The organism is Tatumella sp. JGM118, from assembly GCF_018257515.1.
In the GTDB taxonomy this organism is placed as follows: Bacteria; Pseudomonadota; Gammaproteobacteria; order Enterobacterales; family Enterobacteriaceae; genus Tatumella; species Tatumella terrea.
This window is the reverse complement of sequence record NZ_JAERJR010000004.1, coordinates 53,675-74,415: the sequence shown is the minus strand read 5'-3', so window position 1 is coordinate 74,415 and position 20,741 is coordinate 53,675. Positions and strand designations below refer to the sequence as shown.

General features: G+C 48.9%; 20 protein-coding genes and 1 pseudogene. 8 read left to right on the top strand and 13 right to left on the bottom strand.

Features of this window, described 5'->3' with window-relative positions:
- Nucleotides 1–218 precede the first annotated feature (218 nt).
- Complete coding sequence (locus JK223_RS05900) at nucleotides 219–575, top strand: hypothetical protein (protein WP_212713291.1); 357 nt, start codon at nucleotides 219–221, stop codon at nucleotides 573–575.
- A 280-nt stretch (nucleotides 576–855) separates the two neighbouring features.
- On the opposite strand, the gene JK223_RS05895 is transcribed toward JK223_RS05900, so the two are convergent.
- Complete coding sequence (locus tag JK223_RS05895; protein ID WP_212713290.1) at nucleotides 856–1,875, bottom strand: FUSC family protein; 1,020 nt, start codon at nucleotides 1,873–1,875, stop codon at nucleotides 856–858.
- 392 nt (nucleotides 1,876–2,267) lie between these two features.
- Between JK223_RS05895 and ycgZ the strand changes: the two genes are divergently transcribed.
- The 3 genes from ycgZ to JK223_RS05880 all read left to right on the top strand — a co-directional run bounded on the left by ycgZ (nucleotide 2,268) and on the right by JK223_RS05880 (nucleotide 3,253).
- Nucleotides 2,268–2,501 carry a regulatory protein YcgZ gene (ycgZ, locus tag JK223_RS05890; protein ID WP_212713289.1) on the top strand — a complete coding sequence of 78 codons (234 nt, stop codon included), beginning with the start codon at nucleotides 2,268–2,270 and terminating at the stop codon, nucleotides 2,499–2,501.
- Nucleotides 2,502–2,608: 107 nt separating this feature from the next.
- A complete protein-coding gene (locus JK223_RS05885) occupies nucleotides 2,609–2,872 on the top strand; it encodes a hypothetical protein (RefSeq protein ID WP_212713288.1) in 264 nt (87 codons plus the stop codon).
- A 126-nt stretch (nucleotides 2,873–2,998) separates the two neighbouring features.
- Nucleotides 2,999–3,253, top strand: a complete 255-nt coding sequence (locus tag JK223_RS05880) for a biofilm development regulator YmgB/AriR family protein (protein WP_343870216.1) — start codon at nucleotides 2,999–3,001, stop codon at nucleotides 3,251–3,253.
- A gap of 662 nt (nucleotides 3,254–3,915) precedes the next feature.
- Here JK223_RS05880 and JK223_RS05875 read toward each other — a convergent pair.
- The 3 genes from JK223_RS05875 to JK223_RS05865 all read right to left on the bottom strand — a co-directional run bounded on the left by JK223_RS05875 (nucleotide 3,916) and on the right by JK223_RS05865 (nucleotide 6,289).
- A complete protein-coding gene (locus JK223_RS05875) occupies nucleotides 3,916–4,272 on the bottom strand; it encodes a putative T6SS immunity periplasmic lipoprotein (RefSeq protein ID WP_212713286.1) in 357 nt (118 codons plus the stop codon).
- A 229-nt stretch (nucleotides 4,273–4,501) separates the two neighbouring features.
- Nucleotides 4,502–4,798: a hypothetical protein gene (locus JK223_RS05870; RefSeq protein WP_212713285.1), complete on the bottom strand. Its 297-nt coding sequence runs from the start codon at nucleotides 4,796–4,798 to the stop codon at nucleotides 4,502–4,504.
- A 360-nt stretch (nucleotides 4,799–5,158) separates the two neighbouring features.
- The gene (locus JK223_RS05865) at nucleotides 5,159–6,289 is read right to left on the bottom strand and encodes an FAD-dependent monooxygenase (RefSeq protein WP_212713284.1); all 1,131 of its coding nucleotides are present in this window, start codon (nucleotides 6,287–6,289) and stop codon (nucleotides 5,159–5,161) included.
- 104 nt (nucleotides 6,290–6,393) lie between these two features.
- Between JK223_RS05865 and JK223_RS05860 the strand changes: the two genes are divergently transcribed.
- From JK223_RS05860 to JK223_RS05850, 3 genes and pseudogenes are all read left to right on the top strand, one after another.
- Entirely contained in the window at nucleotides 6,394–7,302 is a 909-nt protein-coding gene (locus tag JK223_RS05860; protein WP_249213499.1) for a LysR family transcriptional regulator, read from the top strand.
- Between the two features lie 148 nt (nucleotides 7,303–7,450).
- Nucleotides 7,451–7,576, top strand: a pseudogene (locus JK223_RS05855) (IS3 family transposase); the annotation flags it as partial.
- 223 nt (nucleotides 7,577–7,799) lie between these two features.
- The gene (locus JK223_RS05850; protein WP_212713283.1) at nucleotides 7,800–8,330 is read left to right on the top strand and encodes a cysteine hydrolase family protein; all 531 of its coding nucleotides are present in this window, start codon (nucleotides 7,800–7,802) and stop codon (nucleotides 8,328–8,330) included.
- 598 nt (nucleotides 8,331–8,928) lie between these two features.
- On the opposite strand, the gene JK223_RS05845 is transcribed toward JK223_RS05850, so the two are convergent.
- The 3 genes from JK223_RS05845 to guaB form a co-directional block, all read right to left on the bottom strand.
- On the bottom strand, nucleotides 8,929–9,579 hold the full coding sequence (locus JK223_RS05845) for a hypothetical protein (protein WP_212713282.1): 651 nt from the start codon (nucleotides 9,577–9,579) through the stop codon (nucleotides 8,929–8,931).
- Between the two features lie 443 nt (nucleotides 9,580–10,022).
- Nucleotides 10,023–11,603, bottom strand: coding sequence for a glutamine-hydrolyzing GMP synthase (guaA, locus tag JK223_RS05840; RefSeq protein ID WP_212713281.1), 1,581 nt, complete (start codon nucleotides 11,601–11,603; stop codon nucleotides 10,023–10,025).
- Nucleotides 11,604–11,672: 69 nt separating this feature from the next.
- A complete protein-coding gene (guaB, locus tag JK223_RS05835; RefSeq protein WP_212713280.1) occupies nucleotides 11,673–13,139 on the bottom strand; it encodes an IMP dehydrogenase in 1,467 nt (488 codons plus the stop codon).
- Between the two features lie 159 nt (nucleotides 13,140–13,298).
- Here guaB and xseA point away from each other — a divergent pair, with 159 nt between their 5' ends.
- Nucleotides 13,299–14,690 carry an exodeoxyribonuclease VII large subunit gene (xseA, locus tag JK223_RS05830; RefSeq protein ID WP_212713279.1) on the top strand — a complete coding sequence of 464 codons (1,392 nt, stop codon included), beginning with the start codon at nucleotides 13,299–13,301 and terminating at the stop codon, nucleotides 14,688–14,690.
- Nucleotides 14,691–15,111: 421 nt separating this feature from the next.
- Here the strand turns inward: xseA and JK223_RS05825 are convergent, their stop codons facing one another.
- The 6 genes from JK223_RS05825 to hisS form a co-directional block, all read right to left on the bottom strand.
- Complete coding sequence (locus tag JK223_RS05825) at nucleotides 15,112–15,600, bottom strand: DinB family protein (protein WP_212713278.1); 489 nt, start codon at nucleotides 15,598–15,600, stop codon at nucleotides 15,112–15,114.
- The gene (locus JK223_RS05820; protein WP_212713277.1) at nucleotides 15,600–15,854 is read right to left on the bottom strand and encodes a zinc-ribbon domain-containing protein; all 255 of its coding nucleotides are present in this window, start codon (nucleotides 15,852–15,854) and stop codon (nucleotides 15,600–15,602) included. Before JK223_RS05820 ends, JK223_RS05825 begins: the two co-directional genes overlap by 1 nt.
- A gap of 49 nt (nucleotides 15,855–15,903) precedes the next feature.
- Nucleotides 15,904–17,391 carry a ribosome biogenesis GTPase Der gene (gene der, locus JK223_RS05815; RefSeq protein ID WP_212713276.1) on the bottom strand — a complete coding sequence of 496 codons (1,488 nt, stop codon included), beginning with the start codon at nucleotides 17,389–17,391 and terminating at the stop codon, nucleotides 15,904–15,906.
- 172 nt (nucleotides 17,392–17,563) lie between these two features.
- Nucleotides 17,564–18,745, bottom strand: coding sequence for an outer membrane protein assembly factor BamB (gene bamB, locus JK223_RS05810; RefSeq protein ID WP_212713275.1), 1,182 nt, complete (start codon nucleotides 18,743–18,745; stop codon nucleotides 17,564–17,566).
- 19 nt (nucleotides 18,746–18,764) lie between these two features.
- On the bottom strand, nucleotides 18,765–19,382 hold the full coding sequence (locus tag JK223_RS05805; protein ID WP_212713274.1) for a YfgM family protein: 618 nt from the start codon (nucleotides 19,380–19,382) through the stop codon (nucleotides 18,765–18,767).
- Nucleotides 19,383–19,422: 40 nt separating this feature from the next.
- A complete protein-coding gene (gene hisS, locus JK223_RS05800; protein WP_212713273.1) occupies nucleotides 19,423–20,697 on the bottom strand; it encodes a histidine--tRNA ligase in 1,275 nt (424 codons plus the stop codon).
- Between the last annotated feature and the right edge of the window lie 44 nt (nucleotides 20,698–20,741).

Genomic DNA, 20,741 nt, shown 5'->3' with positions numbered 1-20,741 from the left:
AAAAGAAATAGCCCCGGGAGTATACATTTAAAAACATAAAACAAACATAAATAAAACAAATGAAAAACAAAATCACAAAACAATTACAAACAGAGAACAGGTCGCTGAAAAATCGTCTCTGCCAGGCTGTCTGACCGAGAGACAGCGTCGCGATTTAATCTTCAGATATACTATTGTGTTATGATCTTGTGATGTATTTTTCAGGAAATTATCATCTTATGAAATCATCACTCCGCGCCCGCCGCCGCAATTTACTGCTGTTATGCTTTCTCCTGATCATCATCGCAGGGTGGTTCTGGCCTAAAAAAGTTTCCCCGGAATCCTACAGTTATTACAGTTCTCTGCTCTGTCTGATCGTCGGCAACCCGCAAAATACCCCGACCGGGAATTTACCCTCGGTAATGAAAAAGACGGTGGCACAGTCGGATTCAGATTACGCACTCACTAAAACAAAATATGACGATGCTGCTGCCGATGCCGTCATAAAACACTGGAAAACACTGAGCAGCGAACAGCAGCAACAGGCAAGGCAGGACAGCACTGTCTGCCGTCAGTTAATGCATTCCGGTAACTAAAACACGATAAATGCTGAATTATTCCACCCGTTAGCATATCCCGGCAGCCAGTGACGGGAGCTGCCTGCGGGGCCGAAGAGAAGTGGCGGAGGTAAGGGGCTGGCGGACGGGTTAACGCGGGATCACAGGTTACAGACCACGGAAACCCGCCCGGCTGAACTCATACCATAAAGTGAGCGGTTTATATCCGTTGGCTATTCAGGCCTGAGTCCGGCACTTCACCGGACTCAGGCCGGTAAGTTTCAGTGTTATTCTCCCGCGGTAATTTTACGCCGTAAGGTCAAACCTTACGGTGCGTTACCCACCGGGTTATCAGGAATGCGGCAATGGCAAAAAAACCGCCCACCAGAGTTGCTTCAACCCGGTGTTCAGCAATACCGGTTTCCGGTGCGGTAAAACTGGAAATCATAAACACAACCGTCATAGTGATAAATGCACTATACAGCCAGTAACACTTAGATATCAGTGAATAAGATAAGGTAAAAGAGATAAACCCTGTCACCATAAATGCGGTGACAAGAAACCACGGGTGCTGAAAATAGGTAATCATTAACGCTGCGGTAACGCCTCCCAGTAACGTTCCTGTCACACGGCTCCGGGCACGGCCAAAAGTATCCTGGTAATTATTACGTAAACACAGCAACAGTGTCATACCTGCCCAGTAGCCATTCGGCATGTGAAAGAACCGTACCGTACTCATTACCGCACACATCGCCATCACGCCGGTCAACACGGACCACTGTAAATGTAATTTATGCCGGTAAAGAAAGGCGTTACGTTTGAGGAATGTCAGCCACGCGCGCGGGTTAAGGTTTTTCAACCTGAATGAGGTATGCTGGTAGACGATAGCCAGGAAAAACATTTGTATCATGCCACCCAGCCCTATCATAGCGGCCCTTCCCAGGTCCTGAGTTGCATTATCTGAATAATAGCCTGAGATAAGATATGCAATAGCCCACTGCTGTATCATCCACCAGGCACTGCTATCGATGTTGGCTATCATCACATACAGACCGGTATAAAATAGTGCACCTGCAATATAGAGCGGTACCACATTCCCTGCCATACTCCCCATCCAGGCCGATAACATCAGGCCCAAGGTCGTGATAAGCATCATCACAAAGGTAGATCCGCCCCAGGACTTATTTGCACCGAATGCAAGGGTCATCGCACCGCTCGCGGCAATGCTCGCCGCCGGAACGTGCCCTGAGAGTAAGCCCGTAACAGAGATGGCTATCATGACCGGGAGGCAAAACAACCCCAGCCGGATGTCATGTTTGATTTGATCAGACAGGTTCATAGAGTTAAATATTCCTTTCAGAATCATGATGATTCGGCTGATAATTATGAGGTAACATAGATACCTGTCAATGGAAGCAATCCTTCGTAGCTCCTGTAAAATCCTCACGATTTTTAGTTAAATTCTATTGTAATTCAATTGGTTGATTAAAAAAACTTTCTCTCCCTCATCCTCTTTCACCTCTGCGGAGGAGAGCCTAAGAATGATCATTTTTTACTCAAAGCGTATAGGGTAATGAAAAATAATTGTTATAAAAATAGCATTTTTTGACAAAACTAAAAACTGTACAAGATTATATTTGCTGTACAAGTTAATCGGAACTGTACAACTTTGCGGGTGAACAACACAGGCAAACAAGCAGGTTCGGCGATGAACGACTAAAGGGGCATACCATGCGTCAGAATGTAATCAGTCCGGGTAGTGCAGGTGAAATCATCAATTATTTCAACGGATCGGCAGAGTTTTCACAGCAGGAAACGCTGGGCCAGATCGTGTTAGAGATCCTTAGCGAAGGTAAAAATATCAACCGTAAAGCTCTGTGCGGCGCATTACTCGCCCGTATTGACCATGCGGCGACCGAAGATGAAGGGCAACATTATCAGAAGCTGATTGGATTACTGATGTAATTACTCAGGTTCCGGAGACGGGTAAGTTATGAATGAATTCTTTTGTTCATTCTTAGTTGTCTGAAAGATAAATTTTATTCCCGAAAAGGATATTCAGAATTATAGCGATGCGAAAATACTCACAGGAAAAACTAACTGAAATCGTCCTTGGCGAAGCAGTCATGTCTTTGCTGGAAGTGAATGCGGCGCTGAATGGTTCTGCTTTAGCTCGCCGTATCAGGCAAATGATAACAGCGGAAGTTAATCCTGAGCGTAGTCATGCACTTTTCTGCGCACTGGCAGAGGTGAAAGCCAGCCTCTCTTCAGCGAGAGAAGCTGAGCCGAAGACTACATCAGCTATTCCGGCTTCAAAAGATATACAAAAACATTAGTTCCGGTATTCGCTTTTATCACTAAAGACTGATGACAGGTATGGAGCCTGGCTCTGACCTGCATCGTAAACTTTACGGCTGAATACATTTTTCAGCCTCTGGTCAATTAACCTAATGGATAATAACGTGCAACAGACAACTCATGAAGCAGAGATTACTCGTCACTTTCGTAATGCAGGCGATAAATTAACCGCAGAAACGGAAGTTCTCGACGCTGTTATCGCAGATATCGTGATGCATGGCAGAAAAGTGACGAATAAAGCTATTATCCTTTACCTGATCGCCGAGCTTGAAAATACCTCTGATCCTGTTCAGCTGGATGTTTTACGCGGTGCCCTTGAAATTATCGTCGCGAAAACACCGGATGATAAAAACATCTGAGTCATAGCGCTCAGAGATTAGGATTACGGTAACAGAAAAATAAAATGGCTGCCTGTTGAATATCTATTCAACTCAGGTGGCCTTTTTATTGCCTATCGTAATGCCTTGCGGAAAAATCGCGTTCAAAACGCCTTCTCACATAACCTTTCTTCAGCGGTTAAGTTAACCTCCGAAAGATTACGGCACTCATCTACATGTCTATTAAATTGACTGGTCAGGATTGATTTCCCCTGTAAATTCCATTATGAATCCCCTGCCCCCTAAAAATATATACCTCAACAGGGATTTTTCGGGAGACTTCATTTTCACATTGTTATTGATAATGACTGTCATTATTAAATTAGCGAGTGAATTTTTAATGCTAATCATTCACCTGTTCACTCTCTTAACTCTCTTAACTCTCTTTACTCTCTTTACTCTCTTTACTCCCTTTACTCCCTTTACTCCCTTTACTCCCTTTACTCTATTTACTAAACAGGGATTGTCTGTAAACGATTTAAAAAAAACGAATATCTTCCCGGATTATAGAGTTATGCGCTGATTTAACCTTACCCACTCGTGCGGAAAGTTTCAGAATGAATTTTCACTCGCTTACCTCTGCAGTCCCTTTTCATCTTATCTTTTTTCCGCCCTCAGATCTTTCATATTTATTTACACGGGGCTTATTTTATTACCTTCTTATTTTTTAGTTCACCCTTCTCATTGATAATGAAATCAACCCGATATTTAATCCCGTTAATGATATAAAGAAGATTATAATCTGCAGTTTTTTTAAGATCAGCAACAATGCAGGTGTCAGGGAATTTCCTGTCAATATTATCCTCATAAGCTAACGGGTTTTGATACTGATCAGCTGAATAACTCAGTGAATAATAACTCAGATGATCACCCGGTGAGGAACGAATACATAGGTGTTGATCCACAACACGTACCTCTCCTGGGTGACGAAAGACCAGCCTGTCACCCGGACCACAACCGGTTATGATAAACATCACCAGGAAATAGCTATATTTTTTCATTACGGAAACCTCCGGAGAATAATTTTATATTTTTCCAACAAAAATGTGTCAGATTCTTTTCTGTTTTTTCCCGCTATAGCTAATAATATTATGACACTTCCCGTACATTGACCCGTACAGTGAATTAATTAGCAACCAGTAGCCGGCAACGATACTTGCCTGCTGCACCATAGAATCTCGGGATAACAACCCCTGACTCAGATCATATTCGTAACTTCCCCCCATGAGATCACCCCCTTATCCTGACATTCATTCCCCGCTGATGTTGCCTGACATGCATCATTTCATGTAAAAATAAATGTTTTAAATCAATCGTCTCACGTGAGTAATTATCGCGATAGATATTCGTTTCGATCCACATTTCTCCATCGGGAGTTATTGCTGTATTATCTTCCTGTAATCCGAATGGCAGATAACTCCCATAATGCCCCCATATACGGCGGTATTGAATACTATGGCCAAAAATCTCCTTCGCCAAACGTATCTCGCCAGGTGTTAGTAACCGTAATCCGTTACGTTTTAACATTATTCTCTCCGCCTGATACAATTTTAAATTACATTAATCCTTAACTCTGATAGTGGCAAAGTTCTTCACCCGAATCCATGAAGCAGACCTCATAATAATAAAAACAGTAATTTACTGATATTAACCCAGTATCTGAAACATTCTTATCATTAACTGTTAATTAATAATCCTCTGGTTTTACTATGACGGCTAATCACCCTCACTCTAAAATATTTTTATGATATGACAGGTAAGTTACTCATCAGAAAAACCATAAACAGGATCCTTATTTCCTTTTGTGCCCGGCTAAAATAACAATTTTGCTGCTCTCCAAACTATTATATCGCCGGGCCAAAACGGTATCACTGGCCCCGGGCCTTATCAGGCCAGCGACGTCAGCCCTTGCATCCAGAAACGACTGAGTTCACTTGCGGAAATATGGGTGGCAGGTAACAGAGGTTCTGGTTGTGCGGAAGATTCAGTAAAAATTTTACCCGCAAGTTCTCTTCCCACCCTTTGGGCCGCTGAGGTCTTCAGGTATCTCTGTTGATAAAATCTTTGCAGCGCGGTTTCCGGTTCATCCTCCGTCTTCAGTATCAGAGAAAGATGCCATGCATCTTCCAGCGCCTGACAGGCCCCCTGACCGGAAGTGGGTAATGAGGCATGGGCTGCATCGCCGATAATTAAGATATTACCCCGGTGCCAAAAGGGAAGAGGATCAATGTCATGAACAAAAATGCGATCCACCGATGCAGTGTCACCGGAGAGTAGCACTTTCTTTACCGGATCAGGCCAGTCCCGAAAACGCTGATGTAACTCTTTATACCACTCCTCCTGCGGTCGTTCCCTGTCAACCGCGGTATTCCATGCCCCGGCCCAATAGCACCGACCGTTATTCACCGGGACGATACCAAAACGCTGACCCGGCCCGCGAAAATCACAAATAGTGTTATTCGCCAGGTTCTGTTCGGGACGGCTTACCCCAATAACGTTCACAAAGCCGTGATAACAGGGAGTGACTTTATCCGCATACAATGCCTGACGTACGGCTGAATTCATACGGCCATCGGCGCCGACAACCAGATCAAACTGCAGGCCCAACGGCCTGACATCCGCGGCAGTAATTGAACAATTAAGCTGAATCTTCACCCCTAAACTTTCTAATTCAGACGCCAGTAAACTCATTAGCTCACGCCGTAATACCGTGACACTGGGAAAACCGCAAAGAGAGTTGATGGCTGAAATATCGAACTCAGTCTGAACAACGCCGTGCTGATCAAACTGACGCATCCTATCCGGTACGCCTCCTGCATGCCTGAGCTTTTCGTCCAGTTCCATTTGCTGCATGACAAACATGGCATTCGGCCACAACGTCACACCGGCTCCCATAGAAGACACCATACTGCCGCGCTCAAAGAGAGTGACTTCATGGCCTTGTTTCGCCGCAAGTATTGCCAGTGCCATTCCTGCAACGCCAGCGCCGGCAATGGCAATTTTCCGCTTTCTGATCATAATTTCTTTCCTGATGATAAAGAGCGATGGAAATTGTAATCACTGTCCGATTAGTGATAAATATGGATTTATTACTTTATTAATCTCATTTTATGGGATAGTTAATGATTGAAAATATTGAAATTCAGTGGCTGATTTGCTTTCAGGCGGTGTATGAAAAACGGAGTTTTAAGCTCGCAGCAGAACAACTTCAGTTGCCGATGTCCAATGTAAGCCGGCATGTCGCATTACTGGAACAGGAACTTCATGTGCGGCTGCTGGAACGTACCACGCGTAAAGTCACGCCAACCACAGCCGGTAAACAGCTTTATCAATCTATTACGCCGCTTACGCAAGCTATGGATCATGCACTGGAAGAGGTATCCCTGAGTGGTGATTCAATTTCAGGTCACCTGAAAATAATTACTCCTGACCTCCCCTTTATGGCAGATATTCTCGCGGAATTCTGTATCAGATATCCGCAAATAAAGTTAAGTTGTGACACTCAGCTGGATCCCACAGAAGGACTGCTGGACGGGTTCGATCTGGTATTGCGCTTTGGACGCGGGCAACTGGAAGATTCAGGCTGGGTTGCCAGAGAAATCCTGCGCTTGCCGAGCTGTGTAGTGGCTGCGCCAGAACTTTTGAAACGTTACCCGCCGCCTCAATCGATGGATGAACTGAGTAAAATTCCCTGTATCACCAGTTTGTCGGTACTTCAGGGTACGCCCTGGCGGTTCAAACAGAACCAAACCGTCCAGGTACAGTCCGGCTACAAAGTTAACAGCGGGCAGATGGCTAAGGCAGCGGCACTGAAAGGACTCGGTTTCGCCATTTTGCCACTTCACTCTTGTGGACCAGAAATCAAAAACGGCTTGCTGGTGAAGATTAACTGTAATAGCGAACCTGAAGACCTGGTGCTATACGCGTTGTATTCGGGCAGAAAATACCTGCCGGTAAAAGTTAAGGCATTTCTGGAACACCTGCAATCGGCGGTTAGCCATTCCGGGCTGAGCTGTAATGGCAATGGCTGATACATCGGGCAGCTGCATTTTTATATCGGCGAAAGCCATAACGGGGAGGTATTTTACTGGCAGAGTGGCTTTCTCTGTTGCTGAACAGAACCATTCTCAGCACTTTTCACCGGCCGCAATCAGAGCTGAATGACCTGCAGAGTATCCCGAATGCTTCTATCTGGAAGAATTTAATAGAATTCCTGCGCTGAGAGAGGCCATTGAGGCCTATATCCACTACTACAACCATGAGCGAATCAGCCTGCGGCTGAACGGCCTCAGCCCTGTTGAATAAAGGTTACTGCATCTGAAAGCAGCATGACCAGGGAGCGTATGTCATATGAACGGTTTCTCCTCGCATCAGTTTTCACACAGCCTGAGCGAGGAGTGGACGTAGCCTCATTCAGTTGTTGATCACGATGAGATCTGTGGGACAGCAGTGGTCATATGGGGATTTTGATTGAATGATTAAACCGGATACGTAATGATATAATTTTAGGGATAAAGGGTTTTATATCATGCAGGCGTTAATCATCATTGATTTGCAGAAAGCGTTATGTAATCAAGAACCTTTGCCATTTAATATTCAGCAGATTATTAGTAATATCAATGAGCTGCTTTGCCACGCGATAGAACGTAACTATCCGGTTATTTTTGTACAACATGAAGCATCGTTTATTCCTGTTGGCGAAGAAGGATGGAAAATTCTTGATGAACTTTCCGTCCCAGATAAGGCAATCTTTATCAGTAAAACCACCGCTAACGCTTTTCTACAAACAAAACTAAACGCTAGCCTTAACGACCTAAAAGTGAATCATTTACTGGTTTGTGGTTATGCTTCAGAATTTTGTATCGATACCACTATACGTGCTGCGGCTGCTTTGGGTTATGACGTCACGCTTATCAGTGATGCCCATACAACTCACAGCAAGCCCCATGCCAGCGCTGAAGCCATAATATTGCATGAAAACGCCACTCTACCAGAGTTAACCAGCTTTAATGTAAAAATCGATGTTGCAGCCTCCAGAGAAATACTGACCTTGAAGTAAGGTTGAATAAAACCATTTTGAATAATTCTCTGTAAAGCATTTTGGCTGCTCAAAGCAATAAGGTTCTGTTAAAGCCCCCCGACCAATCTATACCAAGTTGGGCGAGAGGGCACCCCACTCCGATGATCCAGTGTCCAACATTCCGGGGTCAGTTCATGTGATAAGGGCTTAGACTTATTCCATGTTTTAACATGGAGGTTACTGTCGACACTCACTTATTTTTAGCTTCGGGAGAATAATGATTAGCGGCTAAAAATCTGCCCGCCAATCGGCTCAGGGCAAGAAAAGGTTACGGGTAGGTTCTGAAGCAAAGTGGCTAAGGCCGGCACAGAAGTGCTATACGCTGAATGTCCTGCCGAATGTATCCCATATCAGTGTCCGGCAGGGATTCGACCGAAGGGTCAGATAGCAGAATATAGCGTATTTCCGCCGGGACAGTCTGAATCTTCGCAGCTAACCTTAGCCACAGGCCTGTCACTGCACATATGCCGGTATTGTCAGATCCTGATACCTTAGCTTATGCCGGAATTTTTATCTGAAACAGGTGTATTCCTTCCTGCACTTACCTGCAGATGACGAAAACTTTCACCACAACTGTCTAGACCCCATAATCAACGTGTTTTTTTTCTATATCGGAGTAGCTGGGACGTTGTTTTACATAAGCAGGAAAACGGGCAACGAAATTAAATCCGGTCTGTAATTTTTTCCACAACATATCCAGACAATAAAAGGCCTTAACTATGTCACCCACCTCATCACCGATAACCCGCGTATTCTGTAATCCCGTCACTGAATCAAAAAACACGGCCATGAGCCGGCTGGCAAACTCCCTTTTAACGATATAACCGGATGCCGTCTGAGAATTTATCACCCGATAAAAACCTGCCTTTTTATCTATGATACTGACAGGAATGGCCTGATTATGTGATAAAAGGAAAACATCCCATCGATCAGCAATACACAGCGCTTTGTTCAGGTCTGCTAAAAAATCATCTTTATTGATAATCTCAAAGTCATCTTCAAACACCAGCAGATATGGACATGCTGACTCAGATAAATATCTGGCGATAAGGTTAGCATGGCTCAGACTTGCCCCAAGCTCGCCAAACTCAGGTTTATAATAAGCTTTAAAGAATGAGTCATCATCTGCCGTTATGCCTGAGAGTGAAAGCTCCGCCAGACATTCAGCCTTACGATCATACCGATGCTCAAGGTTAATAATTTTCAATAACACATCACCGCCAGACATCTCACCTCCACAGGATTGAACAGAATGCCGACAGTATTTCACTGATGGTTCATAGTCTATCTGATGAAAAGAGCGTGCTTTATGCTCCGTCGGCTTCCCCGGCAAAGCTGTAATCACTGTTTTACCTGCAAAACACATGGCCCTGTGATCGGGGAGTGCCTTTAAAAACAGTAAAGCTGCTTACCCAGCTGATGTCTCAGCATCCTGAAACGTCACTTTAGCGTCCCGACAATGTGGGATTTGCAACGCCAGTAAACTGATAAAGTCCCGTAAAGCCGCACGCCGGTATCTGCTTTTACTTATGATAAGTGAGCCGGGATAGCCTTCAGCAGGCCAGGCAATCTGCGTCACTCAGGGGAGAGTTTTGGGGTAAAAAAAAGCCCGCAATGCGGGCTTAGAGGTACTTTACTGCTTTTACGTGCAGGCTGTTGCCGGACGTTAAATCATTCCCACTCGATGGTGGCCGGGGGTTTACCGCTGATATCGTAAACCACACGGGAGATCCCGTCGATTTCGTTGATAATGCGGTTAGAAACACGACCCAGGAAATCGTAAGGCAGGTGTGCCCAATGCGCCGTCATAAAGTCGATGGTCTCGACGGCACGCAGAGATACAACCCAGTCATACTTACGGCCATCACCCATAACGCCTACCGAACGAACCGGCAGGAAGACGGTGAATGCCTGGCTGACTTTGTTATACAGGTCGGCTTTGTGCAGTTCTTCAATGAAGATAGCATCGGCACGGCGCAGCAGGTCGCAGTACTCTTTCTTCACTTCACCCAGAACACGTACACCTAAGCCCGGCCCCGGGAACGGATGACGATACAGCATGTCGTAAGGCAGGCCCAGTTCCAGACCAATTTTACGCACTTCGTCTTTAAACAGTTCTTTCAGCGGCTCCACCAGCCCCATCTTCATCTCTTTCGGTAAACCGCCCACATTGTGGTGTGATTTAATCACGTGCGCTTTACCGGTCGCGGATGCCGCAGATTCGATAACATCCGGGTAGATGGTGCCCTGAGCCAGCCATTTCACGTTATCCAGTTTCAGTGCTTCTTCGTCGAAGACTTCAACAAAGACGCGACCGATGGTTTTACGTTTGGCTTCCGGCTCATCGATGCCTGCCAGCGCGTCCAGGAAGCGGTTTTCTGCAGGCACATGCACGATATTCAGACCGAAACGATCACCGAACATCTCCATCACCTGCTCTGCTTCGTTCAGACGCAGCAGACCGTTATCCACAAACACACAGGTCAGGCGTGAACCGATAGCACGGTGCAGAAGCAGCGCCGTCACCGAGGAATCCACCCCACCGGATAATCCCAGAATCACCTGATCATCACCGACCTGCTCGCTCAGACGGGCAACCGCGTCATCGATAATTTTCGCCGGCGTCCACAAGGCTTCACACTGACAGATATCGATGATAAAGCGTTGTAACAGCGCCATCCCCTGACGGGTATGTGTCACTTCCGGGTGGAACTGTACGCCGTAGAAACGCTTCTCTTCGTTCGCCATAATGGCAAACGGGCAGGTTTCCGTGCTGGCAACGGTGACAAAATCCTCAGGGATAGCCGTGACTTTGTCGCCGTGGCTCATCCAGACATCCAGCAGGGGCTGTCCGGCCGCATTCAGAGTGTCCTGAATACCTTTCACCAGTGCGCTGTCTGTTTTGATTTCGACCTGAGCAAAACCGAATTCACGCTCTGAAGAGCCCTGAACTTTACCCCCCAGCTGCATTGCCATGGTCTGCATACCATAACAAACACCCAGTACAGGAACGCCGGCGGTAAAGACATATTCAGGGGCACGCGGGCTGTTTTCTTCGGTGGTGCTTTCCGGGCCGCCGGAAAGAATAATGCCGTTTGGATTAAACTGGCGGATCTGCTCTTCGGTAACATCCCAGGCCCACAGTTCACAGTATACGCCCAGTTCACGGACACGACGTGCCACCAGCTGCGTGTACTGAGACCCGAAATCGAGGATCAGAATACGATGTTTATGAATATTTTCCGTCGTCATTACAGTTTTCCAGGCAATAAATTTACTTAAAACGCCCGGCATGACCGGGCGATGAGGATAAGAAAGAGATTAAGAGCCTGTACGGTAGTTAGGCGCTTCTTTGGTGATGGTTACATCATGAACGTGGCTTTCAGAGATACCCGCGCCGCTGATACGAACAAATTCAGCTTTGGTACGCAGGTCATCAATCGTCTGACAACCGGTCAGACCCATACATGAACGCAGTCCGCCCATCTGCTGATGGATGATCTCTTTCATACGGCCTTTGTAAGCCACCCGGCCTTCAATACCTTCCGGGACCAGTTTGTCCGCCGCGTTATCAGTCTGGAAATAACGGTCAGAAGAACCCTTAGACATGGCGCCCAGTGAGCCCATACCACGGTAAGATTTGAACGAACGCCCCTGGTAGAGTTCAATCTCACCCGGAGACTCTTCTGTCCCGGCCAGCATTGACCCCACCATCACGCAGGAAGCTCCTGCGGCAATCGCTTTAGCGATATCACCGGAGAAACGGATACCACCGTCGGCAATGACAGGAATACCGGTTCCTTCCAGGGCGTCGACAGCGTCTGCCACGGCTGAAATCTGAGGAACACCGACACCGGTCACAATACGGGTGGTACAGATTGACCCCGGGCCGATACCTACTTTAACTGCGCTCACGCCTGCGTCAGCCAGCGCTTTCGCACCGTTAGCTGTCGCGACGTTACCGCCAATAATTTCCAGGTCAGGATATTTCGCACGGGTTTCACGGATACGTTGCAGGACCCCTTCAGAGTGACCGTGAGAGGAGTCGATCAGCAGAACATCAACACCTGCAGCCACCAGCGCATCTACACGCTCTTCGTTACCGGCACCGGCACCGACAGCTGCACCGACACGCAAACGCCCCTGTGCATCTTTACAGGCGTTAGGTTTACGTTCAGCTTTCTGGAAGTCTTTTACGGTGATCATGCCTTTCAGATGGAATGCAGCATCCACCACCAGCGCTTTCTCGATACGCTTTTCATGCATCTTCTGCAGAACGACTTCGCGGGATTCACCTTCTTTCACGGTGACCAGGCGCTCTTTCGGCGTCATCACTGCAGAAACAGGCTGGTTCAGGTCAGTCACGAAACGAACATCACGGCCGGTAATAATCCCGACCAGTTCATTTTCGGCGTTCACCACCGGATAGCCGGCGAAACCGTTGATTTCGGTCAGGCGCTTAACGTCCAGCAGTGAAGTCGTCGGCAGTACGGTCTGAGGTTCAGTCACCACACCACTTTCATACTTTTTCACTTTACGAACTTCGTCGGCCTGACGATCGATAGGCATGTTTTTATGAATAAAGCCGAGACCACCTTCCTGTGCCAGCGCAATCGCCAGACGGGCTTCGGTGACGGTGTCCATTGCTGCGGAAACCATCGGAATGTTTAAACGTATATTTTTAGTCAGTTTTGTACCGAGTTCTGCGGTGTTCGGCAGGACGGTAGAGTGAGCAGGAACGAGTAAAACATCGTCAAATGTGAGGGCTTCTTTAATGATTCGTAGCATAGCAATATCTCGACCTGGAAGTGATAAAATATTGCCGCGGCATTATACAGGGGGGAACCGTTTGCCTCCAGCTTTTTTTATAAAAAACTCTTGATACTTCATTCAGGCAATGTAGTATCGGCTAATTAACCCGCTGATTTATTATTTGATCTTCATCACATGTTGAATGACGAAAACACCAAAATTTTCTCAGTCAGTCGCCTGAATGCGACCGTCCGCCGGTTGCTGGAACATGAGATGGGTCGTGTCTGGCTGACTGCCGAAATATCTAACTTTACCCGGCCGGCTTCGGGACATTGGTACTTTACCCTGAAAGACGATAACGCTCAGGTGCGCAGTGCCATGTTCCGTAACAGTAATCAGCGGGTCAGCTTTCGGCCGCAAAATGGTCAGCAGGTGCTGGTACGCGCCACAGTAACCTTATATGACCCGCGGGGTGATTATCAGCTGATCGTCGAAAGTATGCAGCCTGCCGGTGAAGGGCTTCTTCAGCAGCAATTTCTTGAGCTGAAAACCCGGCTGGATACTGAAGGCCTGTTTGCCACACAGCATAAACAGCCACTCCCCTCGCCTGCGGGTCAGATCGGGGTCATTACCTCTGCCAGCGGCGCGGCTCTGCATGATATTTTACAGGTGTTACGCCGCAGGGACCCTTCTTTACCGGTGGTCATCTACCCTACCGCCGTGCAGGGTAACGAAGCGGCTGCCGGGATCGTCCGGGCTATTGAGCTGGCTAACCAGCGCCGGGAATGTGATGTCCTGATTGTCGGTCGTGGGGGCGGCTCTCTGGAAGATCTGTGGTGTTTTAACGATGAACGTGTTGCCAGAGCTGTTTTTGCCAGCAAAATCCCGGTCGTAAGTGCAGTGGGTCATGAAACCGACGTCACCATCTGTGATTTTGTGGCTGACCTGCGCGCACCAACTCCGTCTGCTGCCGCCGAACTGGTCAGCCGTAACCAGACCGAACTCCTGCGTCAGTTGCTGTCACAGCAACAGCAAATGGAAATGGCGATGGATTACTATCTGGCACGCCGTCAGCAAAACTTCAGCCAGCTCGGACACCGGCTTAATCAGCAGCATCCGCAATTACGCCTTTCACGCCAGCAAACGCTGTTATTACAGCAGCAGCGTCAGCTACAGTCGGCCATGCAGCAACAGTTGCAGCAGCATAGCCAGCATTTTGAACAGCTATCACAACGTCTACAGCGCCGTCAGCCACAGCCGCTGATCTATCAGGGGTCGCGGCAACTGAGCGAAGCCCGTTATCGCTTGCAACAGGCACTGGAAAAGAAACTCAGTGACACCCGGCAGCGCTTCGGGACCCTGGCCGTACAGCTGGAAAGTGCCAGTCCGCTGGCAACACTGGCGCGCGGGTTTAGTGTGACGACCGCAAGTAACGGGGATGTTATCAAAGAAACCCGTCAGGTACAGACGGGAGAGACCCTGCGAACACGCCTGAATGATGGCTGGGTGGAAAGTGAAATCACGGCGATTACCCCCCAAAAAGCGGCCAGGCGTCCGCGTAAACCCCGCGTCCCTTCCGCAGAGTGATCTTACCCATACTGAAAACCACGACCGGGGCCCCGTCTGCCGGCAGAAACGGCTCTTTGCTTTTCTGTATGAAACCGGGGATCAGCGAGCCCGGTATGTTATCAGGCGCGTTGCAGACCCTTTTTATCTTTAAGGCCTCCTGTCACGCAGCACGCATTTCGCCAGCCTGACAATTACGCTTCTCACAACCAAAACGAATGAAACGGCCTTGCGTAGAGATTCCGGTACGCACAGAAGAATGAATCGTGTTTCGGTCCTTTGCCGCTGCCTTACGGCACAGAAGTGAACCAGCGCAGCTATTGACCGGTCATACCGCTTATCAAATCCGAAACCGGATGATAAGGCCTTGCGGGAGAGATTCCGGTACAGGGCCGTCCGGGATTACCGGTATCGGTGTTTATCCCGGAGGCCGATGACTGGACTAAGACTGATAGTCGCGAAGAAACACGGTCAGGACATCTTTCGGGGCAATGCCGCCGCTGCTCTGAATCAGCCAGCCAACCGCGCCGCGGTGATAGGTTCCGTGAAACAGGATATGATTAACCATGTCCATCAACTGCATTTCGCCTTCACCGCCATCGACAAAAGTAAAGCGGATCACTTTCCCGAATTCCTCTTCAGATAGTGCAGAAATAAACGCGATATACTCGTCAGTGCTCTCCCTGAAGGCGGTCATCAGTTCTTCCGCTGTCGGGGTTTCCGGGGTATTCAGGGCCTGATAACCATGTGCACGGCCGGCGATATTGGCACGGAATATCCGGTCCACCACATAAATATGGTTCATCAGACGAAGCATCAGATGATGCTCTTTCGGATACAACGCCGAATCGATCCCTGTTATCGCGTCCAATGTCGCGGCATCTGCCCAGCGCTTATAGGTCAGTAATTTAATCAGTGTCTGTTTGTCCATCACTCATCCCTTTTCATCTGTGTCTCGTTACCGGGTTTCTCTGCTCCGGCCCGCGGTACCACCGTCGTCCGGGACTGTAAGCCGTGCTGCGGGCAGAAATAATCGACAGCCCCGCACGCCTTAAGAACCTCCAGCGCCTGATGGCAGACCGGGCAGCAGGGTTGCTTAAGATAGTGTCGCTGACACTGCGGACAGATAAATTCATGCTCTTTTTCCGACAACGGGATCTGACAGTGAAGACAGACAGAGTTCATTATTTTCTCCGGGGCATAAAAAAGAGGACCCTCAGGCCCTCTTAATCAATTAACGCTTATTCTTTTTCAGATGCGACATCAGACGCTGACGTTTACGCTGCTGGGTTGGCGTCAGCAGGTTACGTTTACCGGCGTACGGGTTTTCACCCTCTTTAAACTGGATACGGATCGGCGTCCCCATCACATTCAGTGAGCGACGGAAGTAATTCATCAGGTAGCGTTTATAAGAATCCGGCAGATCCTTCACCTGGTTACCGTGGATCACCACAATCGGCGGGTTATATCCCCCGGCATGGGCATATTTCAGCTTCACACGGCGACCACGAACCAGCGGCGGCTGATGGTCTTCTTCTGCCATTTTCATAATACGCGTCAGTAACGAGGTGTTCACACGACGTGTTGAGCTATCGTAAGCCTCGGTAATGGACTCGAACAGATTACCCACGCCGCTGCCATGCAGTGCAGAGATAAAGTGAACACGGGCAAAATCAATAAAGCCCAGGCGATAATCCAGCGCTTCTTTGACTTCGTCTTTAATTTCCTGAGAAAGGCCGTCCCACTTATTGACCACAATCACCAGTGATCGGCCGCTGTTCAGAATAAAGCCCAGCAGTGACAGGTCCTGATCGGAAATCCCTTCGCGTGCATCGATCACCAGCAGTACCACGTTGGCATCTTCAATCGCCTGCAACGTTTTGATCACGGAGAACTTCTCAACCGCATCATTGACTTTACCACGCTTACGAACGCCGGCGGTGTCGATCAGCACGTACTCACGCTCATCACGTTCCATCGGGATATAAACGCTGTCACGGGTCGTGCCAGGCATATCGTAAACCACGACACGGTCTTCACCGAGAATACGGTTGGTCAGCGTCGATTTACCCACATTCGGGCGTCCGACAATCGCCAGTTTAATCGGCAGTGTTGTCGGGTCAAAATCGTCTTCCTCATCTTCAGGGATCAGATCCTGCTCTTCAGCTTCCACCGCAGCCCAGTATGCTTCGTTCTCTTCTTCTTCAGTCAGCGGTTCGCTGACGGTTTCTTCTGCCCAGGGTGACAGCACGGTTTCCAGTAACTGCGTGACACCACGACCGTGAGATGCCGCAATCGGGTGAATTTCCCCCATGCCCAGCGAGTAGAAGTCGACAACGGCATTATCCGGGTCCATACCGTCGGTTTTGTTAGCCACAAGGAAGGTGGCTTTTTCACGGGCACGCAGATGACGGGCAATCTGCTCATCCGCTGGCATAACCCCGGCACGGGCATCGACCATAAACAGCACGACATCCGCTTCTTCGATAGCCATCAGCGACTGCGCGGCCATCCGGGTTTCGACCCCCTCTTCGGTGCCATCAATACCGCCGGTATCAATAACAATGTATTCCCTGCCTTCAACTTCAGCGCGCCCGTATTTACGATCACGTGTCAGACCAGGGAAATCCGCTACCAACGCATCACGGGTACGCGTTAAACGGTTAAAAAGTGTGGATTTTCCTACGTTGGGACGTCCAACCAGCGCGACCACAGGTACCATAATAAAGCCTCATGACAAAAAAAATCGACCGAATCCGATGATTATAACGATTCCTGATACAGAGTTCAGGCAATTAACAGGAAAAACTGTCGGCCGAAGAAAAACGAAACGGCCCCTGCATCACAGGAGCCGTCATTAACAGGTATTTGACTACCGGATTTTTACTTATCCCTTAACGGGTAAAGGCATAAACCTCGCCGTTTTTCGCCTGAATTAACAGCTTATCACCGGCGACGACCGGCTGGGTCTGGAACCCGGAACTGTCAACTTTCTGCTGAGCGACAAAACGACCATCGGTGGTATCCATCCAGTGCAGATAACCTTCGCCGTCACCCACTACCAGGTAGCCATTATACAGCACCGGGGAGGTCAGGTTACGGTGTAATAAACCGCTCTGACGCCAGATTTCAACACCACCGTCGATATTAACCGCATCGACGCGGTCATTCTGATCCACCAGATAAATACGGCCATTATCGACAACCAGGTTTTTAACCCCGCCGATATCGCGTTTCCAGATGATCTGGCCCGAGCGCAGATCCAGCGCAGACAGGGAACCGTTATACGCCAGCGCATACACCACACCATTAACGATAACCGGCGTGGTATCAACATCACTCAGACGATCGATTTCGGTCGCACCGCTTGGCTGGGAAATACGTTGCTGCCAGATAATCTGTCCCTGGTTCATGATAACCGCACTCACGCGCCCGTTATCACCCCCGATAATCGCACCGCCGTAAGCGGTCGCCGGAGCAGATTCACCACGCAGAGAGAGTGCCGGCACGTCCAGGTTGACCACCCATTTACTGGCACCGGTGTTCTGGTCCAGCGCCTGGAACATACCGTTGCTGGTATGGATCAGCACTAAACCATCGCTGACCACAGGACGGGATAACGCTTCGCCAGCCACCTGGGTCTGCCAGGCAACCGCACCATTACTGCTGTTCAGGGCGAAGACTTTACCGTGCTCTGTACCAATATACAGCAGGTTACCCTGAACCGTGATCCCGCCGGATAACAGCGCCGGAATATTGGAAGAGAAGAAGCCGGTACGGGTGGAAAGATCAACTTTCCATTTCTGTTTACCGGTATTCGCATCCAGAGCTTCAACAATACCGTAGCGATCAGCCGCATAGACAGTATTATCCTGCCATACCGGGTGCAGATTCGAATAAAAATCACCCACACCATCGCCAACCGATTTATCCCACACCATTTTAGGGGTGAACTGATTTACTACTTTTGGCAGAGGTGCCATTTTTACGACATCTTCTTCGCCACTGAATAGCGAACAACCGCTGAGCAAAGTGACCGAAACGAGTCCCGGCAGCAGGTATTTACGTAATTCCATGCGCTCTCTCTTTACTGGCTTAGCTTAAATTATTCAATTTCATTTGCATCATCTGCTTCAGAGCCGGTGATGCATCAGAATCAATACCTTTACTCCAGGCAGCGCGGGCACCCTGCTTATCGCCTTTACTGAGCAATGCTTCGCCACGGATATCCGCACTCAGTGCCGTCCAGCTATCGCCTTGAATGCTGTCCAGAGTCTTCAGCGCATCGTCCGCCTGGTTTTGTTGCAACTGCAGACGGGCGAGACGTAAACGCATGACTGCCTGAAGATTCGCATCATCGCTGTCTTTCAGCCCCTGCTCCAGTTGCTGAGTCGCTTTATCCAGGTGACCACCGTCGACATACACCTTAGCCAGGTTCATCGCTGCCAGAGCACCATAAGAGCCGTGAGTCTGGTTCACAAAAGCAGCGAGCGCATCCAACGTTTCCGGCTTATCTGCATTCATGGCTTCAGATAACTGTTGGTAACGGGCCGACGTTTCCAGGGCATTACTTTCCTGATGACTGACCCAGATACGCCAGCCACCCAGGGCGGCAATACCGATCACCAGGCCAGCGGCCAGCGCTTTACCGTTGCTGGTAAAGAAGTTTCTGAGAGCAGCAGTTTGCTCTTGTTCGTTGCTGTAAACTTCCACGCAATCCTACTCCTGTTAAAACTTAATACTTATCCCTGGCTTACTGCAGTGCGCTCAGTAAAAACCCGGAGACGTCATTCCGGTCAACGGTTTGCTGGTCGCCGGAGCTCAGATTCTTAATCACAACCTGCTGGTTGGTGACTTCATCTTCACCTAACACCAGGGCCAGTTTCGCGCCCCACTTATCCGCACGGGCAAACTGTTTTTTAAAGTTTCCACCGCCAAAGTTGGTCATCAGTCTAATCTCCGGAGCCGCATCGCGGACTTCTTCAGCCAGCTTCATCGCCTCTGACTGGACACCTGCGCCGGAAGAGATAACATAGACATCCACTTTGCGGTTCGGTTCAAATTCCGGGTTAACGGCCTGAACTAAAAGTACCAGTCGTTCCAGACCCATCGCAAAACCGACGGCTGGCGTAGCCCGGCCACCCAGCTGTTCAACCAGGCCGTCGTAACGGCCACCGGCACAGACTGTGCCCTGGGAACCCAGGCTGGTTGTTACCCACTCAAAGACCGTACGGTTATAATAATCCAGACCACGGACCAGGCGCTGATTCACAGTATAAGCAATACCGACGTTATCCAGCAGCGCACACAGACCATCAAAATGTTCACGGGATTCAGCATCCAGATAATCACCCAACTGAGGCGCATCGTTCAGGAGTTGCTGGATTTCCGGGTTCTTACTGTCCAGTACCCGCAGCGGATTACTGTACATGCGACGCTGACAATCTTCATCCAGCGCGTCTTTATGTTGTTCCAGGAAGGCGACCAGTGCATCCCGATAGGCGGCACGGGCTTCAAGTGAACCGATGGAATTCAGCTCCAGGCTGACATGGTCAGCAATGCCCAGCGCTTTCCACCAACGGGCGGTCATCATAATCAGCTCTGCATCGATATCCGGTCCGGTCAGACCAAAGACTTCTGCGCCAATCTGATGAAACTGACGGTAACGCCCTTTTTGCGGACGCTCATAGCGGAACATGGGTCCGATGTACCACAGACGTTGTTCCTGATTATATAACAGGCCGTGTTCAATACCTGCACGGACACACCCGGCGGTCCCTTCAGGACGCAGAGTCAGGCTATCGCCGTTACGGTCGTCGAAAGTGTACATCTCTTTTTCGACCACATCGGTCACTTCACCAATCGCGCGTTTAAAAAGAGGCGTTTGTTCAACAATCGGCAGACGGATCTCACTGAATCCGTAACCTGCCAGTACCTGTTTCAGAACCTGTTCAATTCGTTGCCACAGTGCGGTATCTGCTGGCAGATAATCGTTCATTCCGCGGATAGCCTGGATATTCTTTGCCACGTCAAAATCTCTTAACACAAAAACCTGTCCGGCATCATACCCTA

Bases quoted from the DNA above. Each gene is read 5' to 3' on its own strand.
- JK223_RS05900 (WP_212713291.1), top strand. From the start codon at position 219: ATGAAATCATCACTCCGCGCCCGCCGCCGCAATTTACTGCTGTTATGC.
- JK223_RS05895 (WP_212713290.1), bottom strand. From the start codon at position 1,875: ATGAACCTGTCTGATCAAATCAAACATGACATCCGGCTGGGGTTGTTT.
- ycgZ (WP_212713289.1), top strand. From the start codon at position 2,268: ATGCGTCAGAATGTAATCAGTCCGGGTAGTGCAGGTGAAATCATCAAT.
- JK223_RS05885 (WP_212713288.1), top strand. From the start codon at position 2,609: ATGCGAAAATACTCACAGGAAAAACTAACTGAAATCGTCCTTGGCGAA.
- JK223_RS05875 (WP_212713286.1), bottom strand. From the start codon at position 4,272: ATGAAAAAATATAGCTATTTCCTGGTGATGTTTATCATAACCGGTTGT.
- JK223_RS05870 (WP_212713285.1), bottom strand. From the start codon at position 4,798: ATGTTAAAACGTAACGGATTACGGTTACTAACACCTGGCGAGATACGT.
- JK223_RS05865 (WP_212713284.1), bottom strand. From the start codon at position 6,289: ATGATCAGAAAGCGGAAAATTGCCATTGCCGGCGCTGGCGTTGCAGGA.
- JK223_RS05860 (WP_249213499.1), top strand. From the start codon at position 6,394: ATGATTGAAAATATTGAAATTCAGTGGCTGATTTGCTTTCAGGCGGTG.
- JK223_RS05850 (WP_212713283.1), top strand. From the start codon at position 7,800: ATGCAGGCGTTAATCATCATTGATTTGCAGAAAGCGTTATGTAATCAA.
- JK223_RS05845 (WP_212713282.1), bottom strand. From the start codon at position 9,579: ATGTCTGGCGGTGATGTGTTATTGAAAATTATTAACCTTGAGCATCGG.
- guaA (WP_212713281.1), bottom strand. From the start codon at position 11,603: ATGACGACGGAAAATATTCATAAACATCGTATTCTGATCCTCGATTTC.
- guaB (WP_212713280.1), bottom strand. From the start codon at position 13,139: ATGCTACGAATCATTAAAGAAGCCCTCACATTTGACGATGTTTTACTC.
- xseA (WP_212713279.1), top strand. From the start codon at position 13,299: ATGTTGAATGACGAAAACACCAAAATTTTCTCAGTCAGTCGCCTGAAT.
- JK223_RS05825 (WP_212713278.1), bottom strand. From the start codon at position 15,600: ATGGACAAACAGACACTGATTAAATTACTGACCTATAAGCGCTGGGCA.
- JK223_RS05820 (WP_212713277.1), bottom strand. From the start codon at position 15,854: ATGAACTCTGTCTGTCTTCACTGTCAGATCCCGTTGTCGGAAAAAGAG.
- der (WP_212713276.1), bottom strand. From the start codon at position 17,391: ATGGTACCTGTGGTCGCGCTGGTTGGACGTCCCAACGTAGGAAAATCC.
- bamB (WP_212713275.1), bottom strand. From the start codon at position 18,745: ATGGAATTACGTAAATACCTGCTGCCGGGACTCGTTTCGGTCACTTTG.